A 21,430-nucleotide genomic window follows, 5' to 3' on the forward strand; every position below is an offset into this window, starting at 1 on the left:
GTAGTAGTCATTCTCTTGACGGAGGCAACAATGGAATTCGAAATGCTGGAAACCGAAACCAACGGCACCATCATCAAGGTGGTCGGCGTTGGCGGCGCTGGCGGCAATGCCGTCCAGCACATGATCAACCGCGGCGTGCAGGGCGTCGACTTCATCGTGATGAACACGGACGCTCAAGCGCTGTCGCGTTCGCGTGCATCGTCGGTGATCCAGCTTGGCAACACGGGCCTCGGCGCCGGTGCGAAGCCGGAAATGGGTCGTGCGGCAGCGGAAGAAGCGCGTGAGCGCATCGCCGACGCACTGCGCGGCGCGCACATGGTGTTCATCACCGCCGGCATGGGTGGCGGCACGGGCACGGGCGCGGCACCGGTGGTCGCGCAGATCGCGAAGGAGATGGGCATTCTGACGGTGGGTGTCGTCAGCAAGCCGTTCGAGTTCGAAGGCGGCAAGCGCATGCGCGTCGCTGAAGCAGGTTCGCAGCAACTGGAGGATCACGTCGACTCGCTGATCGTCGTTCTGAACGACAAGCTGTTCGACGTGATGGGCGACGACGCCGAGATGGACAAGTGCTTCCAGTGCGCAGACGACGTGTTGAACAACGCGGTTGCAGGCATCGCGGAAATCATCAACGTCGATGGCCTCGTGAACGTCGACTTCGAAGACGTGAAGACGGTGATGGGCGAGCAGGGCAAGGCGATGATGGGCACGGCGACGGTCGCCGGCGTCGATCGCGCGCGCCTCGCGGCGGAACAGGCCGTGGCGAGCCCGCTGCTCGAAGGCGTCGATCTGTCGGGCGCGCGCGGCGTGCTGGTCAACATCACGTCGAGCCGTTCGCTGCGCCTGTCGGAAACGCGCGAAGTGATGAACACGATCAAGAGCTACGCGGCGGAAGATGCGACGGTGATTTTCGGTGCGGTGTACGACGACGCAATGGGCGATGCACTGCGCGTGACGGTCGTGGCAACGGGTCTGGGCCGTGCGGCGAAGAAGCAGCAATCGGCACCGATGACGCTGCTGCGCACGGGTACGGACAACCAGCCGGTCAGCGCGGTGTCGCACGGCTATGCACCGGCCCATCACGTCAGCACGGCAGACTACGGCGCGCTGGATACGCCGGCAGTGTGGCGCAATTCGCGCGAAACCGCGGCATCGCACGTGCAGGCGCTGCAGGAGAAGGGTGTCGACACGTACGACATCCCGGCTTTCCTGCGCAAGCAGGCTGACTGACGCAAACACAGGCGAAGCCGCGGCGACACTGCCGCGGTATCGCCGGCGTGACGGATGCTACGGACCACGACAGGCCGCGTCGGCTGCGACGCCGGGCCGGGAAACGTGCCCTCTTCGCTTAGGCGGGGCGGGATGGGCCGTGCTGTCCGCGACACGCTGAAAAACCGTATCGCTATGAGGGACCAGCCATGATTCAAGTGGGCGACGCGCTGCCCGACGCGCAACTGTTCGAGTTCATCGACGACGCGCGCGAAGGGTGCACGCTGGGGCCAAATGCCTACAGCGTGCGCGACCAGGTTGCGGGAAGGCGTGTGGTGATCTTCGGATTGCCGGGCGCTTTCACGCCGACCTGCTCGGCGCAGCATGTGCCGGGCTACGTCGAACACGCCGAGCCGTTGCGCGCGGCGGGGATCGACGAGATCTGGTGCGTGTCCGTCAACGACGCATTCGTGATGGGCGCATGGGGACGTGATCTGCACACCGCGGGCAAGGTGCGCATGATGGCGGACGGCAGCGCGGCTTTCACTCATGCGCTGGGGCTGACGCAGGATTTGTCCGCGCGTGGCATGGGAATTCGTTCCCTGCGCTACGCGATGGTGATTGACGGCGGTGTGGTCAAGACGCTGGCCGTCGAGGCGCCGGGCAAATTCGAAGTGAGCGATGCGGCGAGTGTTCTCGCGACGTTGACGTCCTGATCGTGCGGTGCGCCGTTGCCTTCCGGCAACGTTGCTCACCGGCCTCAGGGCAGTTGTAACACGGGCTGATGACCGGAAACGCCTCCGTTCCGGGCATCGGCCCGTCCCGTATCGGCGTGGGTAAACTGTCGAAACAGATTGATACGCAGTTTCAAACAGCGTTGAATAGGGAATTACGCTATAATCCCGTCTATCGAATATAACTCCTGATTGATATCTTCAATCAAGACGAAGAACACCATGTTGAAGCAGCGCACCATCAAATCCATCGTGAAGACCGTGGGTATCGGTGTCCACTCGGGCCGCAAGATCGAGTTGACGCTCCGTCCCGCCGCGCCCGGCACGGGCATCGTCTTTTCACGCGTCGACCTGCCCACGCCCGTCGACATTCCCGCATCGGCGATGTCGATCGGTGACACGCGGCTTGCATCGGTGCTGCAGAAGGATGGCGTGCGCGTGTCGACCGTCGAGCACCTGATGTCGGCGTGCGCGGGTCTCGGCATCGACAACCTGTATGTCGACGTGACGGCCGAGGAAATCCCGATCATGGACGGCAGCGCGGCTACGTTCGTGTTCCTGATCCAGTCCGCCGGCATCGAGGAGCAGAACGCGCCGAAGCGCTTCATCAAGGTGAAGAAGCCGGTCGAAATCCGCGATGGCGACAAGTTCGCGCGTCTCGATCCGTATTTCGGCTTCAAGCTGAAGTTCTCGATCGACTTCCGCCACCCGGCCGTCGACAAGACGGGCCAGGAGCTCGAAGTCGATTTCGCGACCACGTCGTACGTGCGCGAGATCGCGCGTGCGCGCACGTTCGGCTTTGCGCACGAAGCCGAGATGCTGCGCGAGATCGGCCTGGCACGCGGCGGCAGCATGGACAACGCGATCGTGCTCGACGAGTACCGCATCCTGAACAACGACGGGCTGCGCTACGACGACGAATTCGTGAAGCACAAGATGCTCGACGCGATCGGCGACCTGTACGTGATCGGTCATCCGCTGCTGGCGTCGTACACCGCGTACAAGTCGGGCCACGGCCTGAACAACGCGTTGCTGCGCGAACTGCTCGCGCATGAAGACGCGTACGAGATCGTGACGTTCGACGATCCGCAGGCGGCGCCGAAGGGCTTCGCGTTCGACGCGCAGACGGCCTTCGCGTGACCGGCGTTCAGCGCAAGCGATGAAAAAAGCGGCCTTCGGGCCGCTTTTTTGTTGACTGGCCGCCGCCGGGGGCGCGTGCCGGTCAGCGCGACTTCGCGCCGTGCCGTGCCGCCATCCGCGCGAGCGCGTCCTGCAGCGGTGACGGTTCGAGGTGTTCGGCGAGGTCGCGCAGTGCGGCGGCGCCGACCGAGGTCATCCGCGCCTGCTTCACGTGCGGCGGCTCCGGCGCGTCCTTCGGACGCACGCGCACGCGCAGCGTGGTCACGGGCCAGCCGCGCTTCTGGAGATCGCCGAGCAGGCGCGGCTCGACCTGCCGCAGCCGGGCGGCCAGCGCATTGTGCGCGGCAAAGAGGGTCAGGGTGCCGTCCTTGATGAAGCCCGGCTCGATGTGATTGGCCAGGTAGTCGGGCAGGAACTCGCCCAGGTCGCGTTGCAGCGACGCGATCTGCTCGACGCCGGCGCGCAGCGCCGCGAACGCGTCGGTGCGACCGAGCACTTCGGACACGGGTTGCGGGCGATAGACGGCGAGCGGGCCGAAACGCTTGGAAAATCGGTTCATCGAGGCATTCTTCGGGCGCGCACGCGCGCGGACGTTGCTGCCGATTGTACCCGCGCCTGCCCGTGCCCGGGCGGCTTTCGCCCCGCCAGCCCGGCCGTCGGCGTGCAGCGCCCGTCCCGCGGAGACACGGGCGCATGCTTCCCCGCGTGCTAAAATTCGACGTTTGAGTCCACTAATTCGCTAAGCCGCCGAGGCTCGGGCGCCGGGGCGCGCAACACGCGCCGGGCGCCGGTGCTGCGACGCAGGATCCGATCCGATGACAACCGGTTTTCTCCAGAAAATTTTTGGCAGCCGCAACCAGCGGCTCGTCAAGCAATACCAAAAGACCGTCACGACGATCAATGCGCTCGAAACGCAGATCGAGAAGCTGACGGACGACCAGTTGCGCGGCAAGACGGACGAATTCCGCCAACGGGTCGCGGCCGGCGAGTCGCTCGACAAGCTGTTGCCCGAGGCGTTCGCGGTCTGTCGCGAGGCGAGCCGTCGCGTGCTGAAGATGCGGCACTTCGACGTGCAGATGATCGGCGGCATGGTGCTCCACTACGGCAAGATCGCGGAAATGCGCACCGGCGAGGGCAAGACGCTCGTCGCGACGCTGCCCGTGTACCTGAATGCGCTGGCCGGCCGCGGCGTGCACGTCGTGACCGTCAACGACTACCTCGCACAGCGCGACGCCGAATGGATGGCGCGCCTCTACAACTTCCTCGGTCTGTCGGTCGGCATCAACCTGTCCGGCATGGAGCACGACCAGAAGCAGCAGGCGTATGCCGCGGACATCACGTACGGCACGAACAACGAGTTCGGCTTCGACTACCTGCGCGACAACATGGTCTACGAGACCGATGCGCGCGTGCAGCGGGCACTGAATTTTGCAGTCGTCGACGAAGTGGACTCGATCCTGATCGACGAGGCGCGTACGCCGCTGATCATCTCGGGTCAGGCCGAGGATCACACCGAGCTGTACGTGCGGATGAACGCATTGCCGCCGCTGCTCGAGCGCCAGATCGGCGAAGAGAAGGCCGACGGCACGGGCGTCGAGAAGCCGGGCGACTACACGCTCGACGAGAAGGCACGCCAGGTGTTCCTGACGGAATCGGGCCACGAGAAGGCCGAGCGCCTGCTCGCCGAGTGGGGCCTGATCGGCGAGGGCGAGAGCCTGTACGCACCGCAGAACATCACGCTGATGCACCACGTGTACGCGGCGCTGCGCGCACACACGCTGTTCCACAAGGATCAGCATTACGTCGTGCAGAACGGCGAAGTGGTCATCGTCGACGAATTCACGGGCCGCCTGATGGCCGGCCGCCGCTGGTCCGACGGCCTGCACCAGGCGGTCGAGGCGAAGGAGCACGTGAAGATCCAGAGCGAGAACCAGACGCTCGCCTCGATCACGTTCCAGAACTACTTCCGGATGTACGCGAAGCTGGCCGGCATGACCGGTACCGCAGACACCGAAGCGTACGAATTCAACGAGATCTACGGTCTCGAAACGGTCGTGATCCCGACCAACCGTCCGCCGAAGCGGATCGACAAGCAGGATCAGATCTACAAGACGGCCAAGGAGCGCTACGACGCGGTGATCCGCGACATCCGCGACTGCTACGAGCGTGGCCAGCCGGTACTGGTCGGCACGACGTCGATCGAGAACTCCGAACTGCTGTCGCACCTGCTGAAGCAAGCGGGGCTGCCGCACGAAGTGCTGAACGCGAAGCAGCACGAGCGCGAAGCGGCGATCGTCGCGGAAGCCGGCCGTCCGAACCGCGTGACGATCGCGACCAACATGGCCGGTCGCGGTACCGACATCGTGCTCGGCGGCAACGCCGAGAAGCAGGCTGCGTTCATCGAGGCCGACGATGCGATTCCGGCCGACGAAAAGGCGCGCCGCATCCAGCAGCTGCACGACGAGTGGGAAACGCTGCACGAGCAGGTGAAGGCCGCGGGCGGCCTGCACATCATCGGCACCGAGCGTCACGAATCGCGCCGGATCGACAACCAGCTGCGCGGCCGTGCGGGCCGCCAGGGCGATCCGGGCTCGTCGCGCTTCTACCTGTCGCTCGACGATCCGCTGCTGCGCATCTTCGCGGGCGACCGCGTGCGCTCGATCATGGATCGCCTGAAGATGCCGGAAGGCGAGGCGATCGAGGCGGGCATCGTCACGCGCTCGATCGAATCGGCGCAGCGCAAGGTCGAAGCGCGTAACTTCGACATCCGCAAGCAGCTGCTCGAATACGACGACGTGTCGAACGACCAGCGCAAGGTGATCTACCAGCAGCGTAACGAGCTGCTCGAAGCGCACGACATCACCGAGACGATCACCGCGATGCGTCATGGCGTGGTGACCGAAGTCGTCCGCCAGTTCGTGCCGGAAGGCAGCATCGAAGAGCAGTGGGACGTGCCCGAGCTCGAGGAAGCGCTGCGCAACGACTGGCAGCTGGATCTCGCGATCCAGGAAATGGTGAACGAGTCGTCGTCGATCACGGCCGAGGAAATTCTCGACGCCGTGATGACCGCTGCCGACGAGCAGTACGAAGGCAAGGTCGCGATGGTCGGCCGCGAATCGTTCAGCGCGTTCGAGCGCTCGGTGATGCTGCAGACGGTCGACCGCCTGTGGCGCGAACACCTCGCGGCGCTCGACCACCTGCGCCAGGGCATCCACCTGCGCGGCTATGCGCAGAAGAATCCGAAGCAGGAATACAAGCGCGAGGCGTTCGAACTGTTCGCCGCGATGCTCGAGGCGATCAAGCAGGAAGTCACGCGCGTCGTGATGAACGTGCAGATCCAGTCGCCCGAGCAGCTCGAGGAAGCGGCCGAGCAGATCGAGGAGCGCGGCGCCGGTCATCTCGAGAACGTCGAGTACCAGCACGCCGACTACGCGGAATCCGGTGCGCCGGTGGCGAACGTCGCGGTTGCCGCGGCCGCCACGGCGACGGCCGACATGGTCGGCAGCGCGATGACCCACAGCGGCCCCGGCGGCGAGATGCCGAAGGTCGGCCGCAACGACCCGTGCCCGTGCGGCAGCGGCAAGAAGTACAAGCAATGTCACGGGAAGCTGTCATGATCGACGGCGGCGCGCATCGCGCGTGCCGCTTCGTTCGCAGTTTCAAGTCAGTGACGTGAGTTGCGGCGGCCCGCGCGTGCGGCCGCCGGTTCTTCCAATCGATGCCGGCGCATGCCGGCATTTTCCATCCGGCAGGTGTGCCCCATGGCTGTCAATTTTCCGTCGATCGATCCCGCCCAACTGCATCCCGTCGCCGGCGTCACGCTCGGCTGGGCGGAAGCGAACATCCGCAAGCCGAATCGCAAGGACGTGCTGGTCATTTCCGTCGACGAAGGCGCGACGGTCGCGGGCGTGTTCACCGAAAACCGTTTCTGCGCCGCGCCGGTCACGGTCTGCCGCGAGCATCTGGCGAAGGTGCGTGCGGGCGGCGCGGGCATTCGCGCGCTCGTCGTGAATACGGGCAACGCGAACGCCGGCACCGGCGAGCCGGGCCTCGTGAACGCACGTGAAACCTGCACGGAACTCGCGCGCCTCGCGGGCATCGAGCCGGCGCAGGTGCTGCCGTTCTCGACCGGCGTGATTCTCGAGCCGCTGCCGATCGACCGCCTGAAGGCCGGCCTGCCTGCCGCGCTCGCGAACCGCAAGGCCGCGAACTGGTTCGACGCCGCGCAGGCGATCATGACGACCGACACGCTGCCGAAGGCCACGTCGCGCCAGGTGACGATCGACGGTCACACGGTCACGCTGACGGGCATCAGCAAGGGCGCGGGCATGATCAAGCCGAACATGGCGACGATGCTCGGCTTCCTCGCATTCGATGCGAACGTCGCGCAGCCGGTGCTCGACACGCTCGTGAAGGAAGTCGCCGACCGCTCGTTCAACTGCATCACGATCGACGGCGATACGTCGACGAACGATTCGTTCATCCTGATCGCGTCGGGCAAAAGCACGCTGCCGGCCATCACGTCGACCGATTCGCCGGCCTATGCGGCGCTGCGCGACGCGGTGACGGAAGTCGCGCAGGTGCTGTCGCAACTGATCGTGCGCGACGGCGAAGGCGCGACGAAATTCATGACAGTGCAGGTCGAAGGCGGCAAGAGCGTCGCGGAATGCCGCCAGATCGCCTATGCGATCGGTCATTCGCCGCTCGTGAAGACGGCCTTCTACGCATCCGACCCCAACCTCGGCCGGATTCTCGCGGCGATCGGCTATGCGGGCGTCGCGGATCTCGACGTCGGCAAGATCGACCTCTATCTCGACGACGTGCTCGTCGCGAAGGCGGGCGGCCGCAACCCGGCCTACCAGGAAGAGGACGGCCAGCGCGTGATGAAGCAGAGCGAGATCACGATCCGCGTGCTGCTCGGCCGTGGCGACGCGCAGGCGACCGTCTGGACGTGCGACCTGTCGCACGATTACGTGAGCATCAACGCGGACTACCGCTCCTGATCGGGGGCGCTCGAACGACATGGACAAGCTTGAACAGTTTCTGACGCGCGCCGAAGCGCTGCTCGGCCGTCTCGAGGGGATGCTGCCGCCCGCACCGGCGGCCATCGACTGGAACGCCGCCCACGCGTTCCGCTGGCGCAAGCGCCAGGGGCGCGGCTATCTGCAGCCGGTGCCGGCCGTGTCGTCGATCACGCTCGGCGACCTGCACAACATCGATCGCCAGAAAGGGCTGATCGACCAGAACACGCGGCAGTTCGTGCAGTGCAAGCCGGCGAACAACGTGCTGCTGACCGGCGCGCGCGGCACCGGCAAGTCGTCGCTGATCAAGGCGTGCCTGAACGCCTATGCGAACGACGGGCTGCGCCTGATCGAAGTCGACAAGGACGACCTGCACGATCTCGGCGACATCGTCGACCTGATCTCGCAGCGTCCGGAGCGGTTCATCGTGTTTTGCGACGACCTGTCGTTCGAGGACGGCGAATCGGGCTACAAGGCGCTGAAGGTCGCGCTCGACGGTTCGATCGCCGCGCAGTCGGATAACGTGCTGATCTACGCGACGTCGAATCGCCGTCATCTGCTGCCGGAGTACATGAGCGACAACGAGTCGTACAAGCATCTTCCGGACGGCGAGATTCACCCCGGCGAAGTCGTCGAGGAGAAAATTTCGCTGTCGGAGCGTTTCGGCCTGTGGGTCAGCTTCTATCCGTTCAAGCAGGACGACTACCTCGACATCGTCGGGCACTGGCTGCGTCACTTCGGTTGCCCGGACGCGGAGATCGAGACCGCGCGCGGCGACGCGCTCGTGTGGGCGCTCGAGCGCGGTTCGCGGTCGGGCCGCGTGGCGTGGCAGTTCGCGCGTGACTGGTCGGGCCGCAAGGAGCAGGCATGAGCGCGGATCTCGCACAAGGCGCCGTGCACGCGCCGGACGGCCGCAAGGTGACGGAAGTCGCGGTCGGCGTGATGGTGCAGCCGGACGGCCGGTATCTGCTCGCGCAACGCCTGAAGGGCAAGCCGTATGAAGGTTACTGGGAATTCCCGGGCGGCAAGCTGGAGGCCGGCGAAAGCGTCGAGGATGCGCTGGCGCGCGAGCTGCACGAGGAGCTCGGCATCGAAGTCACGGCCAGCCATCGCTGGCACACGCTCGAGCACGACTATCCGCATGCGTACGTGCGGCTCTATTTCTGCAAGGTGACGGGCTGGACGGGCGAGCCGCACAGCAAGGAAGGGCAGGCGTTCGTGTGGCAGCAACTGCCGGTCGACGTCGCGCCGCTGTTGCCGGCGGCGCTGCCGGTGCTGGAGTTGCTCGAGAAGGAAGCGGCGTCGAACTGACGCCGTGACGGCCTGCCGGAAAGGCGGGCCATATCGCTTATCGCCGGCGAGCGGTGCTGCGCGCCGCTCAGCTGTCGCGGCGGCCGTCCGTGCCGTCTTCTTCCGACGAAGGGCCTTCGTCGGAGGCTCCCCCGATCCGGTACTTTTCCGCGGCCCATGCGCCGAGGTCGAGCTGCTTGCAGCGGGCCGAACAGAACGGGCGGAACTGATTTTCAGGCGTCCAGCGCACATCGGCGCCGCACGACGGGCATTTCACAACGGTAGTCATACGAAAGCGATCCGGCACGCGGCCGTTACAGATTGCACAGTGTCAAATGGAACGGCACGTCGATGTCCACCGCGCGCGGCCGTACATCGCCGTCCTGCATGGTGAACCGTACCCACAGCATGTATTTGTTGGCGCTCGCTTCGGGAATGACGCGCAACTCCGGCGGCACGCGTACCTGCATCAGCTGGTAGGTGCGGCCCGACAGCATCTGCTGGTAGCTGCCCTGCATCGCCATGACCTTCGACGCCTGACCCGATTCGCGCGCGAGCCGCAGCACGATCGCCGCGGCGTCGCGCAGCGGCAGCATCGGCAGGATCCACTTCGCGATGTCCTGACGGCGCTGCTCCGCAGGCCATTGTTGCCACGCATAGTACGACGGCAGGTCGAACTTGCACGTGCCGCCGGGAATCACCGCACGGCTGCGGATGCTGGCGAGCCACTCGTTGTCGACGAGGTGCTGGCCGGTCTTGCCCTGCATCTGCGCGAGATTCGCGAGCGTCTGCTCGATTTCGCCGAGCACGGCTTCGAGCGCGTTCTGCTCGATGCCCGGATTGCCGCGAAAGGGGGCGAGCGTCTGGCGTTGACGTTCGAGCTCCTTCATCAGATCCGATTTCAGGTCCGCGCGGCCCGTTACCTCGGCGATTTCGAACAGCGTCGTCAGCGCGACGTGGTGTTCACGCGGGTCCTCCTGAGCCAAAAAGAACGCAAAGCGCTCGAAGAGATCTTCGAGGCGCAACAGCGTGCGAATTCGCTCGTTGAACGGATACTCGTAAAGAATCAAGCGCGCTCGCCTCTTGGGTAGGGATTGAAACAATGCAGGACATTCTAATGCCCACTCTCTACCCTAGCAACGCGCCAATTTCGTACACCATCACGATCGGGCGCGAGTCTCAGTGTGCGGCGGCCGCGAATCCGACATAGCGTTGGTGCAGTGCATCGACCTGCGCGGCGAGCGCGCCGGGCGTGACTGCGTCGTTGACGATCACGTCGTCGGCCGCCGCGAGGCGCGCTTCGCGCGTCGCCTGTCGCGCGATGATCGCTTCGACCTGCTCGCGCGTGAAGCCGTTGCGCCGCATCACGCGTGCGATCTGCGTTTCGACCGGGCAATCGACGACGAGCACGCGATTGCTGCGCGCCTTCCAGTTGCCTGACTCGACGAGCAGCGGCACGACGAACATCACGTACGGGCCCCGCGCCTCGCGGGCCTCGCGATCGGTTTCCGCCCGGATCAGCGGGTGCGTGATTGCTTCGAGCCGCCGGCGTGCAGCGTCGTCGCTGAAGATCAGCGCGCGCATCTTCGCGCGATCGAGCGAGCCGTCGGCGGCAACGAAGTCGCGGCCGAACGCCTGTTCGACTGCCGGCATCGCGAGGCCGCCGGGGGCGGTGATGCGGTGGGCGATCAGGTCGGTATCGACGAGCGACGCGCCGCGGGCGCCGAACAGGTCGGCGACGGTCGTCTTGCCGCTGCCGATGCCGCCCGTGAGTCCTACTGCGAACATGTCAGCCTCCGAGCGCCGAATAGAAAGGGGTGCCGAAAAACAGTGTCGCGACGCCGCCGGCCGCGAGGAACGGGCCGAACGGAATCGGCTCCTCGAAGCGCATGCGGCCGCGCCAGGTCGCGACGAGCCCGACGAGCGCGCCGCTCACCGCGGCGAACAGCACGACTTGCGGCAGCGCGGCCCAGCCCATCCACGCGCCGAGCGCGGCAAGCAGTTTCAGGTCGCCGAAGCCGATGCCCTCGATGCCGCGCAGCCACTTGAACAGCCAGTAGATCGACCACAGGAACAAGTAGCCCGCCATCGCACCGATCACGGCCGAGCGCAGCGACGTGAACGTGCCGCCGAGGTTCAGCACGAGCCCGGCCCACAGGAGCGGCAGCGTCATCGAGTCGGGCAGGTAGCCGGTGCGGATATCGATCGCGCTCATCGCGAGCAATGCCGCGCACAACGCAAACGCGGCGAGCGCGGCGACGGTCGGGCCGAATGCCGCGAGCGAGCCGGCGGCGAGCAGCGCGCAGGCGATCTCGACGAGCGGATAGCGGATACCGATCGCGTGGCCGCAGCGCCGGCAGCGCCCGCGCAGCACCAGGTAGCTGACGAGCGGGATGTTTTCCCATGCGCGCAACACGTGGCCGCAATGCGGACAGGCGCTGCGCGGGCGCCACAGATCGTAGCGCGGCGGATAGCCGTCGTCGGGCGCGGCAGCAGCGTTGCCCGTCGCTTCGGCGATGTCGGCGTGCCACGCGCGCTGCATCATCACGGGCAGCCGGTGCACGACCACGTTCAGGAAGCTGCCGACGCACAGGCCGATGACGACCGCGAACGCGTACTGCACCGCGAGCGGCAGCATTGCCAGCGCGAGCAGCGTGCTCTCGGGCGAATCGGGAACGGCGGACAGGGGCGCTGGCGTCATGAGGCTCACGGTTCGGACTAAAAGGCGACAGAATCGGTTGCGATGCTACACCACGTTGCCGAGCTGAAGGATGGGCAGATACATCGCGATCACGAGGCCGCCGACGAGTGCGCCCAGGACGATCACGATCAGCGGTTCGCCGAGCGCGGCGAGCGTATCGAGCCGCGCGTCGAGCTGGCGTTCACACAGTGCGGCGATGTCGGCAAGCATCGTGTCGAGCGTGCCGGTTTCCTCGGCGACGGCGATCGGTTGGACGACGTCATCCGGAAAGCAGCCGGCCGAGCGCATCGCATCGGCGAGACGCACGCCGCGCAGCACGCGTGCTGCGATCTGCGCGGTGGCGTGCGCGAACACCGGATGACCGGCCGTGCGCTCGAGTGTGGCGAACGCATCGGCGAGCGGCACGCCGGCGCCGAGCAGTGTTGCAAGCGAGCGGCACCAGCGTGCGGCCGCGTACTGCTCGATCGCGCTGCCCGCGAGCGGCGCATGCAGCAGGTGTCGTGCGGCCGCATGGCGCAGCGGTGCCGAGCGTCGAAGCGCGTGTTGCACGGCGAGCCCCGTTGCGGCGGCCGCTCCCGCGAGCATGCCACCCCACGCCGACAGCGCTGAGGACAGGGCAAGCAGCACGCGGGTCGGCGCCGGCAGGGCGGCGCCGAAGCCGTCGAAGATCTGCCGGAACGTCGGCACGACCCACACCATCAATGCCGCCGAGATCGCCAGTGCGAACAGGATGACGGCAGCCGGATACGCGAGGGCGGCGCGCAGCTTGCGCCACTGTGCGTCGGCGCGCTCGCGGTGCTCCGCGACCCGTGTCAGCACGATGCCGAGTGAACCTGACGCCTCGCCGACCTCGATCAACTGGCGATACAGCGTGCCGAACTGCGCCGGATAGCGTGCGAGCGCGTCCGCGAAGCGGCAGCCGCCGACGATCTCGCGGGCGAGGCCGGCGGCAATGCGCGGCACGCCGTCGCGCGTACGGGTGCGCGCGAGCATTTCGAGTGACGGTGCGAGCGGCAGCCCGGCCTGCAGCAGGCTTGCGAGCTGGCGCGTGAAGCGTGTGATGTCCCGGGCGCCGGCTGCCGGCGGCCGGGCCGGCCCGCGGACGTCGAGCGACAGCACCGCGGTGCCGTCGCGCGCGAGCGCGGCGCGCGCGGCCGAGGCGTCGAACGCGACGACTGTCCCGCGGCACGGCGCGCCATCGCGACGGCGGCCGCGCCAGGCGAAGCGGGTTTCGCGCGGCGGCATGGGCATGTTCACGCGGCGGGCGTGGCGGAGATGGCTTCCGCGATGCTCGTCGTACCGTCCAGGACGCGCGCGAATGCGGCGTCGCGCAGGTTGCGCACGCCCTCGGCCGCCACGCATCGCGCGAGCTCGCCGACGCTTGCCCGCGCGACGATGCGCTCCGCCAGCGCGCGCGATACCGGCATCGTCTGATGCAGCCCGATGCGGCCGCGATAGCCGATCCCGTGACAGGCGGAACAGCCGCGCGCGACGAACGGCCGCCACCCGGCTGCCAGGGCCGCCGGGTCGCAGCCGGCTTCCCGCAGCGTGCGCGCCGGTGCATCCGAGTGCGCGCGGCAGGTGACGCACAGGCGCCGGACGAGACGCTGCGCGGTGACGAGGTGCAATGCGGCCGCGAGGTTGTACGGTGCGACGCCGATGTCGAGCAGTCGCGCGACGGCGGCCGGCGCGTCGTTCGTATGCAGCGTCGACAGTACGAGATGGCCGGTCTGAGCGGCCTTGATCGCGACGTCGGCTGTCTCCGCATCGCGAATCTCGCCGACCATGATGATGTCCGGATCCTGCCGCAACAGCGCACGCAGCGCCGTCGCGAACGTGAGCCCGGCCTTGTCGGCGACCCCGACCTGGTTGATCCCGTCGAGCTGGATCTCGGCGGGATCCTCGACCGTGCAGACGTTGTGCGCGTCGCGATCGAGCATCTGCAGCGCGCAGTAGAGCGACAGCGTCTTGCCGCTGCCGGTCGGGCCCGTGACGAGCACGAGGCCGTGCGGTGCGCGGATCGCGGCCTCCATCGCGGCCGCCTGCTGCGCGTCGAAGCCGAGGCGGGCGAGCGTGAGATCGGGCGGCAGCGTTTCGAGGCGTCGCAGCACGAGCTTTTCGCCGAACAGCGTGGGCAGCGAACTGACGCGGTAGTCACCGCGCGTGCCGCCGTCGATCGCGATGCGCAGCCTGCCGTCCTGCGGGAGCCGCCGCTCGGCGATGTCCATGCGCGCGAGCACCTTGATTCGCGTGACGAGCGCGTCGCGCAGGTGCAGCGGCGGCCGCGCGTGTTCGTGCAGCACGCCGTCGATGCGCAGGCGGATGCGCCAGCCGGCTTCGAACGGCTCGACGTGGATGTCGGACGCGTCACGCACGCGCGCCGCGTGCAGCGTGTCCGTCAACAGCCGCACGGCCGGTGCGTCGTCGAGTTGAGCCGCATCGAGTGCGTGGGGCGCGGCGGCAGGCGGCGCGTCGGAGCGGGTGGGTGACGACTGCGTGCGCAGCGGCGCCCCGGAGGGAGGGAAATGCATGTGAGCCGGCACGCGGGCCGCCTGTTGACGTGACCGGCAGATGATCACGCGTCGCGGGCGGCGCCGGCAGTCGGCCGTTCGGCTAGCGCGTCGTGGTGCGTGCGGTGCGCGTGCCGCGCGGCTTGAAGAGCTTGACGGTGCGCACGGCCTGATCGTCGCTGCGCATCACTTCGAGCGTCACGTCGCCGATCTTCAGGCACACGTCGTCTTCCGGAATTTCCTCGAGGATTTCGAGCACGAGTCCGTTCAGCGTTTTCGGCCCGTCCGTCGGCAGCTTCAGATGCAGCCAGCGGTTCAGCTCACGCAGCGGCATGCTGGCCGAGACGATACATTCGCCGTTCTCGTCCCAGCCGCCCGCACGTTCGCTGCGCGGCATCGACGTCGTGAATTCGCCGATCAGTTCCTCGATGATGTCTTCCGGCGTCACGAGCCCTTCGAGCTCGCCGTACTCGTTGACGACGAGCGCGGTGCGCTGCCGCGTTTCCTGGAAAAACTGGAGCTGCTGGACCACCGGCGTGCCCGACGGCACGTAGTACGGCTCGGCGAGCAGCGTACGCAGCGTCTCGCGGTCGAACTCCTGGTTGTGCAGCGCGGTGAGCGTCTTGCGCACGTGCAGCACGCCGAGCACCTTGTCGATGTCGCCTTCGTAGACGACGAGCCGGTTGTGATAGCAGGTTTCGAGCTGGTGCAGGACGTCGTCGAGCGGCGCGTAGAAGTTGAGCGACTCGATCTGGCGGCGCGGCACCATCACGTCGTCGACCGTGATGTTCTCGAGGTCGAACAGGTTGAGCAGGATGCTGCGGTGCTTGGTCGGCATGAAGCTGCTCGATTCGAGCACGATGGCCCGCAGCTCGTCGGCGGACATCCGCTGGTCGCGGCCCTTCTTCGTGTTGATGCGCAGCACCCACAACACGCCGTTCGCGAGCGCGTTGACGAACCAGACGACCGGCTTGAACACGCGCATCAGCGGTGCGATCACGAGGCTCGCGGGCAACGCGATGCGTTCGGGGAAGGTCGCGCCGACGATCTTCGGCGCGATTTCCGCGAACACGATGATCAGGAACGCGACGATGCCGGTCGCGATCGACAGCGCGAGGTTGTTGCGGCCGAACGTATGGAGCGCCAGCGACGTCGTCAGGACCGGGATGATCGTGTTGAACAGGTTGTTGCCGATCAGGATCACGCTGAGCAGCAGGTCAGTGCGCGTGAGCAGGCCTTGCGTGGTTTTCGCGCCGAGCGCGCCCTGGCCGGCGAGATGCTTCAGCCGATGGCGGTTGAGCGCCATCATCGCGGTCTCGGAAATCGAAAAGAAGCTGGAACAGAGGAGAAGCAGGAAGACGGCGCCGATTTGCGCCCATAAGGGAATTTGGTCCACGCGTCGGAATGGGCAGTGAAGGACAGGAATGGAGGGAATATAGCAGAGGCCGGCGACCGCGATGTGTCGTGCGCGACACGCGGGGCCTGCGGCGGCCGGGCAAAAAAAAACCGTGCACATGGTGCACGGTTTTTTACAAATCTGGTCGGGGTGAGAGGATTCGAACCTCCGGCCTCTACGTCCCGAACGTAGCGCTCTACCAGGCTAAGCTACACCCCGATTTGGACTCTTCCGATTTCGCAGTCTTCTTCAAGACCGCTGCGTCGTCGAGCAAGAACATAACTATAACGACGTTTCTTCAGAAAGGGAAGACCTTGGAGAAGAAAATTTTCGAGACAGGTGATTTTCCCGTGTCGAACGTGCGTCGTCGCAGTCTTGGCGGCGACACACGACATGCACTTACGACTGTCGCGACGTCGAATACGAGCACAGCGCGAGCAGGCTCTCCTTGTAGATCGAATCGGGGAATGCCGCGATTGCAGCCGCAGCGGCCTGCGCTTCCTGGCGTGCGCATTCGAGCGTGTGATCGAGCGCGCCCGAGCGCGTGATCGCTTCGAAGATCGTGTCGAAGCGATCGGTGCCGCCCTGTTCGATCGCCTCGCGGGCGAGCGCCGCCTGTTCGGGCGTGCCGCGTTCGATCAGATAGATGAGCGGCAGCGTCGGCTTGCCTTCGCGCAGGTCGTCGCCGGCGTTCTTGCCCATGGCCTCGACGGTGCCCGCGTAGTCGAGCCAGTCGTCCATGATCTGGAATGCGGTGCCGATCCGGCGGCCGTATTCGGCGGCGGCGGCCTCGGTCGGCGCATCGGCGCCCGCGAGTACCGCGCCCAGGCGGGCCGACGCCTCGAACAGCTTGGCCGTCTTGTAGCGGATCACCTGCATGTAGCGCGTTTCGTCGACGTCCGCGTCGTGCATGTTGAGGAGCTGCAGCACCTCGCCCTCGGAAATGATCGTCGTTGCTTCGGACAGGATCTCCATCACGCGCATCTTGCCGACGCCGACCATCATCTCGAACGAGCGCGAGTAGAGGTAATCGCCTACCAGCACGCTCGCCGCGTTGCCGAACAGCGCATTGGCGGTCTGGCGGCCGCGGCGCAGCTCGGATTCGTCGACGACGTCGTCATGCAGCAGCGTGGCCGTGTGGATGAACTCGACGACGGCGGCCAGCACGTGCCGCTGGTGCGACGTTTCACCGAGCGCGCCGGCGACGAGCAGCAGCAACGCCGGACGCAGCCGCTTGCCGCCCGCGCCGATGATGTACTCGGCGATCTGGTTGATCAGCAGGACGTCGGACGCGAGGCTTTGCCGGATAACGCGATTCACCTGCTCCATGTCGCTGGTGATCGGAGCGAGCAGGTGGGCGGCGCTGAGGGTGGGGGAGGCGGTGGACGACGACATGATGATGGAATTGGGTGATGCCGCGGATTATAAGTCGAATCCGCGAAATCCCGGTCTGTCAGACGCGCCGCAGCGCGATTTTGGCCGTTCGGCCGAGGCCCGCGCGCGGCAATCGTCGATCGGTTTTGACTTCGGTGCTAACCCCATGTATAATCACGTGTTTTCCGCGCGTGGTGTGCGGAAAATTTGGATCCAGAGTGAGGTTCTCAATGTACGCGGTCATAAAAACCGGCGGCAAGCAGTACAAAGTTGCCGTTGGCGAAAAACTCAAAGTAGAACAGATACCGGCTGACATTGACGCTGAAATCACGCTCGACCAGGTTCTCGCAGTGGGCGAAGGCGAATCGATTAAGTTCGGTACGCCGCTGGTCAGTGGGGCTTCCGTCAAGGCCACCGTTGTGTCGCACGGTCGTCATGCCAAGGTCACCATCTTCAAGATGCGTCGCCGGAAGCACTACCAAAAGCACGGCGGCCACCGCCAGAACTACACTGAGCTGCGCATCGACGCGATCAACGCGTAAGCGCCTCGGTAAAGGAGCAATCAGATGGCACACAAAAAGGCAGGCGGCTCTTCCCGGAACGGCCGCGACTCCGAGTCGAAACGTCTCGGCGTGAAAGTGTACGGCGGCCAGGCAATCAATGCCGGCGGCATCATCGTGCGTCAGCGCGGTACGCGCATGCACGCAGGCGAGAACGTCGGCATGGGCAAGGATCACACCCTGTTCGCGCTGGTTGACGGTCACGTCAAGTTCGCGACCAAGGGCGCGGACAAGAAGCATCTGGTCATCGTCGTCCCGGCGGCTGCCTAAGTCAGGCACCCACGGGCTTCGTAGCCGAAAGGCCCCGCAGTCTTCGCGGGGCCTTTTTTTATTTGGTCGCCGGGCGCAGGTGCGTGCCGGCGACCCTCGCGCAACCGGCGTACGATCGGCCGAATGGCAGATTGTTCAAGCGTGCCGGCGCGCGGCACAATAGCGGAAATACTGGGCGGAGTGACGAATGAAGTTCATTGACGAAGCACGAATCGAAGTCATCGCCGGAGACGGGGGTGATGGCAGCGCGTCGATGCGCCGCGAGAAGTTCGTCCCGTTCGGCGGGCCGGACGGCGGCGACGGCGGCCGGGGCGGCAGCGTCTACGCGATCGCCGACCGCAACATCAACACGCTGATCGACTACCGATACGCGAAGAAGCATCTGGCGCGCAACGGCGAGAACGGCCGCGGCTCGGATTGCTACGGCAAGGGCGGCGACGACGTCACGCTGCGCATGCCGGTCGGCACGATCATCAACGACATGGATACCGGCGAGCTGATCGCCGACCTGACCGAGCACGACCAGCAGGTGATGCTCGCGCAGGGCGGCTCCGGCGGCCTCGGCAACCTGCATTTCAAGTCGAGCACGAACCGTGCGCCGCGCCAGAAGACGGACGGCAAGCCGGGCGAGCGGCGCATGCTGAAGCTCGAGCTGAAGGTGCTCGCCGACGTTGGCCTGCTCGGCATGCCGAACGCAGGCAAGTCGACGTTCATCTCGTCGGTGTCGAATGCGCGGCCGAAGATCGCCGACTACCCGTTCACGACGCTCGCGCCGAACCTCGGCGTGGTGCGCGTGGGCCCGAGCAAGAGCTTCGTGATCGCCGACATTCCGGGGCTGATCGAGGGCGCGGCCGAAGGCGCGGGCCTCGGGCATCAGTTCCTGCGCCACCTGCAGCGCACCGGCGTGCTGCTGCATCTGGTCGATCTCGCGCCGTTCGACGAAACCGTCGATCCGGTCGCGGAAGCAACCGCGATCGTCGGTGAGCTGCGCAAGTACGACGAAGCGCTGTACGAGAAGCCGCGCTGGCTCGTGCTCAACAAGCTCGACATGGTGCCGGAAGACGAGCGCGAGGCACGCGTTGCCGATTTCCTCGACCGTTTCGGCTGGAACGGCCCCGTGTTCGAGATTTCGGCGTTGACGGGCCAGGGCTGCGAAGCGCTGTGCTACGCGATCTACGATTACCTGTCCGAACATTCGGACGCGCACCGTGCGGCGGAGGCGGAAGATCTCGCGGCCGACGTGCGATTCCGCGATGCGCCGCCGGCGAAGGGCGATGCGGTGCCGGGCGACGACGCCTGAGCGGTGCCGTCATGCGCCGGGCGTGCCGCCCGGCGTCGGCGTTCAATCGCGCCCGGCCGGGCAGGCATCAGATACAGGAGACAGTGCAGGATGCGTTCGATCATCGCGGATTCGAAGCGATTGGTGGTGAAGGTGGGTTCCAGCCTCGTGACCAACGACGGCAAGGGGCTCGATCATGCTGCAATCGGCCGCTGGGCAGCCCAGATCGCCGCGTTGCGTGCGCAGGGCAAGGAAGTCGTGCTCGTCAGTTCGGGCGCGATTGCCGAGGGGATGCAGCGGCTCGGCTGGAGCAAGCGGCCGCGGGAAATCGACGAGTTGCAGGCCGCTGCGGCGGTCGGCCAGATGGGGCTCGCGCAAGTCTACGAGAGCCGCTTCACCGAGCATGACATCCGCACCGCGCAGATCCTGCTCACGCATGCCGACCTGGCCGATCGCGAGCGCTACCTGAATGCGCGGTCGACGCTGCTCACGCTGCTGCGGCTCGGCGTCGTGCCGATCATCAACGAGAACGACACCGTCGTCACCGACGAAATCAAGTTCGGCGACAACGACACGCTCGGCGCGCTCGTCGCGAACCTGATCGAAGGCGATGCGCTGATCATCCTGACCGACCAGTCGGGGCTGTTCACGGCCGATCCGCGCAAGGATCCGAACGCGACGCTCGTCGCCGAGGCCAATGCGGGCGCGCCCGAACTCGAGGCGATGGCCGGCGGTGCCGGTTCGAGCCTCGGCCGCGGCGGGATGCTGACGAAGATTCTCGCGGCGAAGCGTGCGGCACATAGCGGCGCGAATACCGTGATCGCGAGCGGCCGCGAATCCGACGTGCTCGTGCGCCTGGCGGCTGGCGAGGCGATCGGCACGCAGCTGATCGCGCGCACTGCGCGGATGGCGGCGCGCAAACAATGGATGGCCGATCATCTGCAGGTGCGCGGCCATGTCGTGATCGACGCCGGCGCGGTCGAAAAGCTGACGGATGGCGGCAAGAGCCTGCTGCCGATCGGCGTGATCGACGTGCAGGGCGCGTTCGCGCGCGGCGAGGTGATCGCGTGCGTCGGGCCTGACGGGCGCGAAGTGGCGCGCGGGCTCACGAACTACAGCAGCGCGGAAACGAAGCTGATTCACCGCAAGCCGAGTGGCGAGATCGAGACCGTGCTCGGCTACATGCTGGAGCCCGAACTGATTCATCGCGACAACCTCGTGCTGGTGTGATCGCCGGCCACGGTATCGGCAGTCCCGGCAGTCCAATAAAAAAGCCCGCGTGATGCGGGCTTTTTTCATGCGGCGGGACGATGCGGGCGACCCGCATCGCGCACCGTCAGCGCAACTGCGTCATCGCGGTGCGATGGAACCGGATGTTTTCCAGGATTTGCCGGGTCGAGCCCTGCGGCATCTTGTTCGCGCAGAAGTAGTCCTGATAGAGCGCCGAGTGATAGGCGTTCAGCTCGCCGTTCTCGATGCGTCGCCAGTCGTTCTCGACCGTGCGGTCCCAGCCGTTGTGATCGGAGTCCAGGCCGGCGTACTGGCGCCATTCGTACGTGTCGCAGCGAATGCCTTCGTAGTTTACGTTGCGCGCGCCGGCCGGGCTCGTGATGACGACTGCGTAGCGCACGACGCCGTCGGTGCCGACGTCGAGCGACTTCGCGTCGACGAAGAACTTGAGCGGTGTGTTCTGCGATACGTTGAACGGCAGCAGGTCGCCCGTTTGCGGCAGCGGCGGCAGCGTGTCGACCGTGTTTTCCTTCCAGGTCCCCTGGCGGTCGAGCAGGTACACGAATTCGCTGTCATCCTTGTTGGACGGCGCTTTCGAATTCGCGCAGCCGGCCAGGGCAGCCATCGCGGCGATCGATGCGAGCGCGAGAGCAATCGCTTTCAATATGCATTCCTCGTAAAAAAAGGGCGCGACACCAAGGTCGCGCCCGGTCATGCAG

General features: G+C 66.2%; 21 protein-coding genes and 1 tRNA gene. 11 read left to right on the forward strand and 11 right to left on the reverse strand.

Annotated features, from left to right (window positions below):
• Positions 1-30 precede the first annotated feature (30 nt).
• From ftsZ to lpxC, 3 genes are all read left to right on the forward strand, one after another.
• On the forward strand, positions 31-1,227 hold the full coding sequence (ftsZ, locus tag ACWMMN_RS02580; RefSeq protein WP_021159911.1) for a cell division protein FtsZ: 1,197 nt from the start codon (positions 31-33) through the stop codon (positions 1,225-1,227).
• A 188-nt stretch (positions 1,228-1,415) separates the two neighbouring features.
• The gene (locus tag ACWMMN_RS02585; RefSeq protein WP_340623778.1) at positions 1,416-1,922 is read left to right on the forward strand and encodes a peroxiredoxin; all 507 of its coding nucleotides are present in this window, start codon (positions 1,416-1,418) and stop codon (positions 1,920-1,922) included.
• Positions 1,923-2,162: 240 nt separating this feature from the next.
• A complete protein-coding gene (gene lpxC, locus ACWMMN_RS02590) occupies positions 2,163-3,080 on the forward strand; it encodes a UDP-3-O-acyl-N-acetylglucosamine deacetylase (protein WP_006487145.1) in 918 nt (305 codons plus the stop codon).
• A gap of 82 nt (positions 3,081-3,162) precedes the next feature.
• Here lpxC and ACWMMN_RS02595 read toward each other — a convergent pair whose 3' ends face one another.
• The gene (locus ACWMMN_RS02595; RefSeq protein WP_059236310.1) at positions 3,163-3,639 is read right to left on the reverse strand and encodes a DciA family protein; all 477 of its coding nucleotides are present in this window, start codon (positions 3,637-3,639) and stop codon (positions 3,163-3,165) included.
• 256 nt (positions 3,640-3,895) lie between these two features.
• Between ACWMMN_RS02595 and secA the strand changes: the two genes are divergently transcribed.
• The 4 genes from secA to ACWMMN_RS02615 all read left to right on the forward strand — a co-directional run bounded on the left by secA (position 3,896) and on the right by ACWMMN_RS02615 (position 9,412).
• On the forward strand, positions 3,896-6,697 hold the full coding sequence (gene secA / locus ACWMMN_RS02600) for a preprotein translocase subunit SecA (protein WP_059236308.1): 2,802 nt from the start codon (positions 3,896-3,898) through the stop codon (positions 6,695-6,697).
• Positions 6,698-6,841: 144 nt separating this feature from the next.
• Positions 6,842-8,083, forward strand: a complete 1,242-nt coding sequence (argJ, locus tag ACWMMN_RS02605; RefSeq protein WP_006496770.1) for a bifunctional glutamate N-acetyltransferase/amino-acid acetyltransferase ArgJ — start codon at positions 6,842-6,844, stop codon at positions 8,081-8,083.
• A gap of 19 nt (positions 8,084-8,102) precedes the next feature.
• Positions 8,103-8,972 carry an ATP-binding protein gene (locus ACWMMN_RS02610; RefSeq protein WP_059236306.1) on the forward strand — a complete coding sequence of 290 codons (870 nt, stop codon included), beginning with the start codon at positions 8,103-8,105 and terminating at the stop codon, positions 8,970-8,972.
• Positions 8,969-9,412, forward strand: coding sequence for an NUDIX domain-containing protein (locus ACWMMN_RS02615; protein ID WP_059236304.1), 444 nt, complete (start codon positions 8,969-8,971; stop codon positions 9,410-9,412). Before ACWMMN_RS02610 ends, ACWMMN_RS02615 begins: the two co-directional genes overlap by 4 nt.
• Before the next feature lie 67 nt (positions 9,413-9,479).
• Here ACWMMN_RS02615 and ACWMMN_RS02620 read toward each other — a convergent pair whose 3' ends face one another.
• The 9 genes from ACWMMN_RS02620 to ACWMMN_RS02660 form a co-directional block, all read right to left on the reverse strand.
• Positions 9,480-9,680, reverse strand: coding sequence for a DNA gyrase inhibitor YacG (locus tag ACWMMN_RS02620; RefSeq protein ID WP_059236301.1), 201 nt, complete (start codon positions 9,678-9,680; stop codon positions 9,480-9,482).
• Between the two features lie 25 nt (positions 9,681-9,705).
• Positions 9,706-10,461, reverse strand: coding sequence for a cell division protein ZapD (zapD, locus tag ACWMMN_RS02625; protein ID WP_027783465.1), 756 nt, complete (start codon positions 10,459-10,461; stop codon positions 9,706-9,708).
• Positions 10,462-10,570: 109 nt separating this feature from the next.
• A complete protein-coding gene (gene coaE, locus ACWMMN_RS02630; protein ID WP_059236299.1) occupies positions 10,571-11,179 on the reverse strand; it encodes a dephospho-CoA kinase in 609 nt (202 codons plus the stop codon).
• A 1-nt stretch (position 11,180) separates the two neighbouring features.
• Positions 11,181-12,092 carry a prepilin peptidase gene (locus ACWMMN_RS02635; RefSeq protein WP_059236297.1) on the reverse strand — a complete coding sequence of 304 codons (912 nt, stop codon included), beginning with the start codon at positions 12,090-12,092 and terminating at the stop codon, positions 11,181-11,183.
• 45 nt (positions 12,093-12,137) lie between these two features.
• Complete coding sequence (locus ACWMMN_RS02640) at positions 12,138-13,343, reverse strand: type II secretion system F family protein (protein WP_059236294.1); 1,206 nt, start codon at positions 13,341-13,343, stop codon at positions 12,138-12,140.
• 2 nt (positions 13,344-13,345) lie between these two features.
• Positions 13,346-14,623, reverse strand: a complete 1,278-nt coding sequence (locus ACWMMN_RS02645) for a GspE/PulE family protein (RefSeq protein ID WP_059236292.1) — start codon at positions 14,621-14,623, stop codon at positions 13,346-13,348.
• A gap of 82 nt (positions 14,624-14,705) precedes the next feature.
• On the reverse strand, positions 14,706-15,998 hold the full coding sequence (locus tag ACWMMN_RS02650) for an HlyC/CorC family transporter (protein ID WP_059236290.1): 1,293 nt from the start codon (positions 15,996-15,998) through the stop codon (positions 14,706-14,708).
• Between the two features lie 142 nt (positions 15,999-16,140).
• Positions 16,141-16,217: transfer RNA gene (locus ACWMMN_RS02655), tRNA-Pro, on the reverse strand.
• Positions 16,218-16,397: 180 nt separating this feature from the next.
• Entirely contained in the window at positions 16,398-17,393 is a 996-nt protein-coding gene (locus ACWMMN_RS02660) for a polyprenyl synthetase family protein (RefSeq protein ID WP_059236288.1), read from the reverse strand.
• 209 nt (positions 17,394-17,602) lie between these two features.
• Here ACWMMN_RS02660 and rplU point away from each other — a divergent pair, with 209 nt between their 5' ends.
• The 4 genes from rplU to proB all read left to right on the forward strand — a co-directional run bounded on the left by rplU (position 17,603) and on the right by proB (position 20,711).
• The gene (gene rplU, locus ACWMMN_RS02665; protein ID WP_006025184.1) at positions 17,603-17,914 is read left to right on the forward strand and encodes a 50S ribosomal protein L21; all 312 of its coding nucleotides are present in this window, start codon (positions 17,603-17,605) and stop codon (positions 17,912-17,914) included.
• Between the two features lie 24 nt (positions 17,915-17,938).
• The gene (gene rpmA / locus ACWMMN_RS02670; RefSeq protein ID WP_006476999.1) at positions 17,939-18,202 is read left to right on the forward strand and encodes a 50S ribosomal protein L27; all 264 of its coding nucleotides are present in this window, start codon (positions 17,939-17,941) and stop codon (positions 18,200-18,202) included.
• Between the two features lie 187 nt (positions 18,203-18,389).
• On the forward strand, positions 18,390-19,502 hold the full coding sequence (gene obgE, locus ACWMMN_RS02675) for a GTPase ObgE (protein WP_174993294.1): 1,113 nt from the start codon (positions 18,390-18,392) through the stop codon (positions 19,500-19,502).
• A gap of 90 nt (positions 19,503-19,592) precedes the next feature.
• Entirely contained in the window at positions 19,593-20,711 is a 1,119-nt protein-coding gene (gene proB, locus ACWMMN_RS02680) for a glutamate 5-kinase (protein WP_059236283.1), read from the forward strand.
• 106 nt (positions 20,712-20,817) lie between these two features.
• Here the strand turns inward: proB and ACWMMN_RS02685 are convergent, their stop codons facing one another.
• Positions 20,818-21,426, reverse strand: coding sequence for a CNP1-like family protein (locus tag ACWMMN_RS02685; protein WP_059236281.1), 609 nt, complete (start codon positions 21,424-21,426; stop codon positions 20,818-20,820).
• Positions 21,427-21,430 lie beyond the last annotated feature (4 nt).

Source organism: Burkholderia cepacia complex sp. TUM26381 (assembly GCF_057439935.1).

Bases quoted from the DNA above. Each gene is read 5' to 3' on its own strand.
- ftsZ (WP_021159911.1), top strand. From the start codon at position 31: ATGGAATTCGAAATGCTGGAAACCGAAACCAACGGCACCATCATCAAG.
- ACWMMN_RS02585 (WP_340623778.1), top strand. From the start codon at position 1,416: ATGATTCAAGTGGGCGACGCGCTGCCCGACGCGCAACTGTTCGAGTTC.
- lpxC (WP_006487145.1), top strand. From the start codon at position 2,163: ATGTTGAAGCAGCGCACCATCAAATCCATCGTGAAGACCGTGGGTATC.
- ACWMMN_RS02595 (WP_059236310.1), bottom strand. From the start codon at position 3,639: ATGAACCGATTTTCCAAGCGTTTCGGCCCGCTCGCCGTCTATCGCCCG.
- secA (WP_059236308.1), top strand. From the start codon at position 3,896: ATGACAACCGGTTTTCTCCAGAAAATTTTTGGCAGCCGCAACCAGCGG.
- argJ (WP_006496770.1), top strand. From the start codon at position 6,842: ATGGCTGTCAATTTTCCGTCGATCGATCCCGCCCAACTGCATCCCGTC.
- ACWMMN_RS02610 (WP_059236306.1), top strand. From the start codon at position 8,103: ATGGACAAGCTTGAACAGTTTCTGACGCGCGCCGAAGCGCTGCTCGGC.
- ACWMMN_RS02615 (WP_059236304.1), top strand. From the start codon at position 8,969: ATGAGCGCGGATCTCGCACAAGGCGCCGTGCACGCGCCGGACGGCCGC.
- ACWMMN_RS02620 (WP_059236301.1), bottom strand. From the start codon at position 9,680: ATGACTACCGTTGTGAAATGCCCGTCGTGCGGCGCCGATGTGCGCTGG.
- coaE (WP_059236299.1), bottom strand. From the start codon at position 11,179: ATGTTCGCAGTAGGACTCACGGGCGGCATCGGCAGCGGCAAGACGACC.
- ACWMMN_RS02635 (WP_059236297.1), bottom strand. From the start codon at position 12,092: ATGACGCCAGCGCCCCTGTCCGCCGTTCCCGATTCGCCCGAGAGCACG.
- ACWMMN_RS02640 (WP_059236294.1), bottom strand. From the start codon at position 13,343: ATGCCCATGCCGCCGCGCGAAACCCGCTTCGCCTGGCGCGGCCGCCGT.
- ACWMMN_RS02645 (WP_059236292.1), bottom strand. From the start codon at position 14,623: ATGCATTTCCCTCCCTCCGGGGCGCCGCTGCGCACGCAGTCGTCACCC.
- ACWMMN_RS02660 (WP_059236288.1), bottom strand. From the start codon at position 17,393: ATGTCGTCGTCCACCGCCTCCCCCACCCTCAGCGCCGCCCACCTGCTC.
- rplU (WP_006025184.1), top strand. From the start codon at position 17,603: ATGTACGCGGTCATAAAAACCGGCGGCAAGCAGTACAAAGTTGCCGTT.
- rpmA (WP_006476999.1), top strand. From the start codon at position 17,939: ATGGCACACAAAAAGGCAGGCGGCTCTTCCCGGAACGGCCGCGACTCC.
- obgE (WP_174993294.1), top strand. From the start codon at position 18,390: ATGAAGTTCATTGACGAAGCACGAATCGAAGTCATCGCCGGAGACGGG.
- proB (WP_059236283.1), top strand. From the start codon at position 19,593: ATGCGTTCGATCATCGCGGATTCGAAGCGATTGGTGGTGAAGGTGGGT.
- ACWMMN_RS02685 (WP_059236281.1), bottom strand. From the start codon at position 21,426: ATGACCGGGCGCGACCTTGGTGTCGCGCCCTTTTTTTACGAGGAATGC.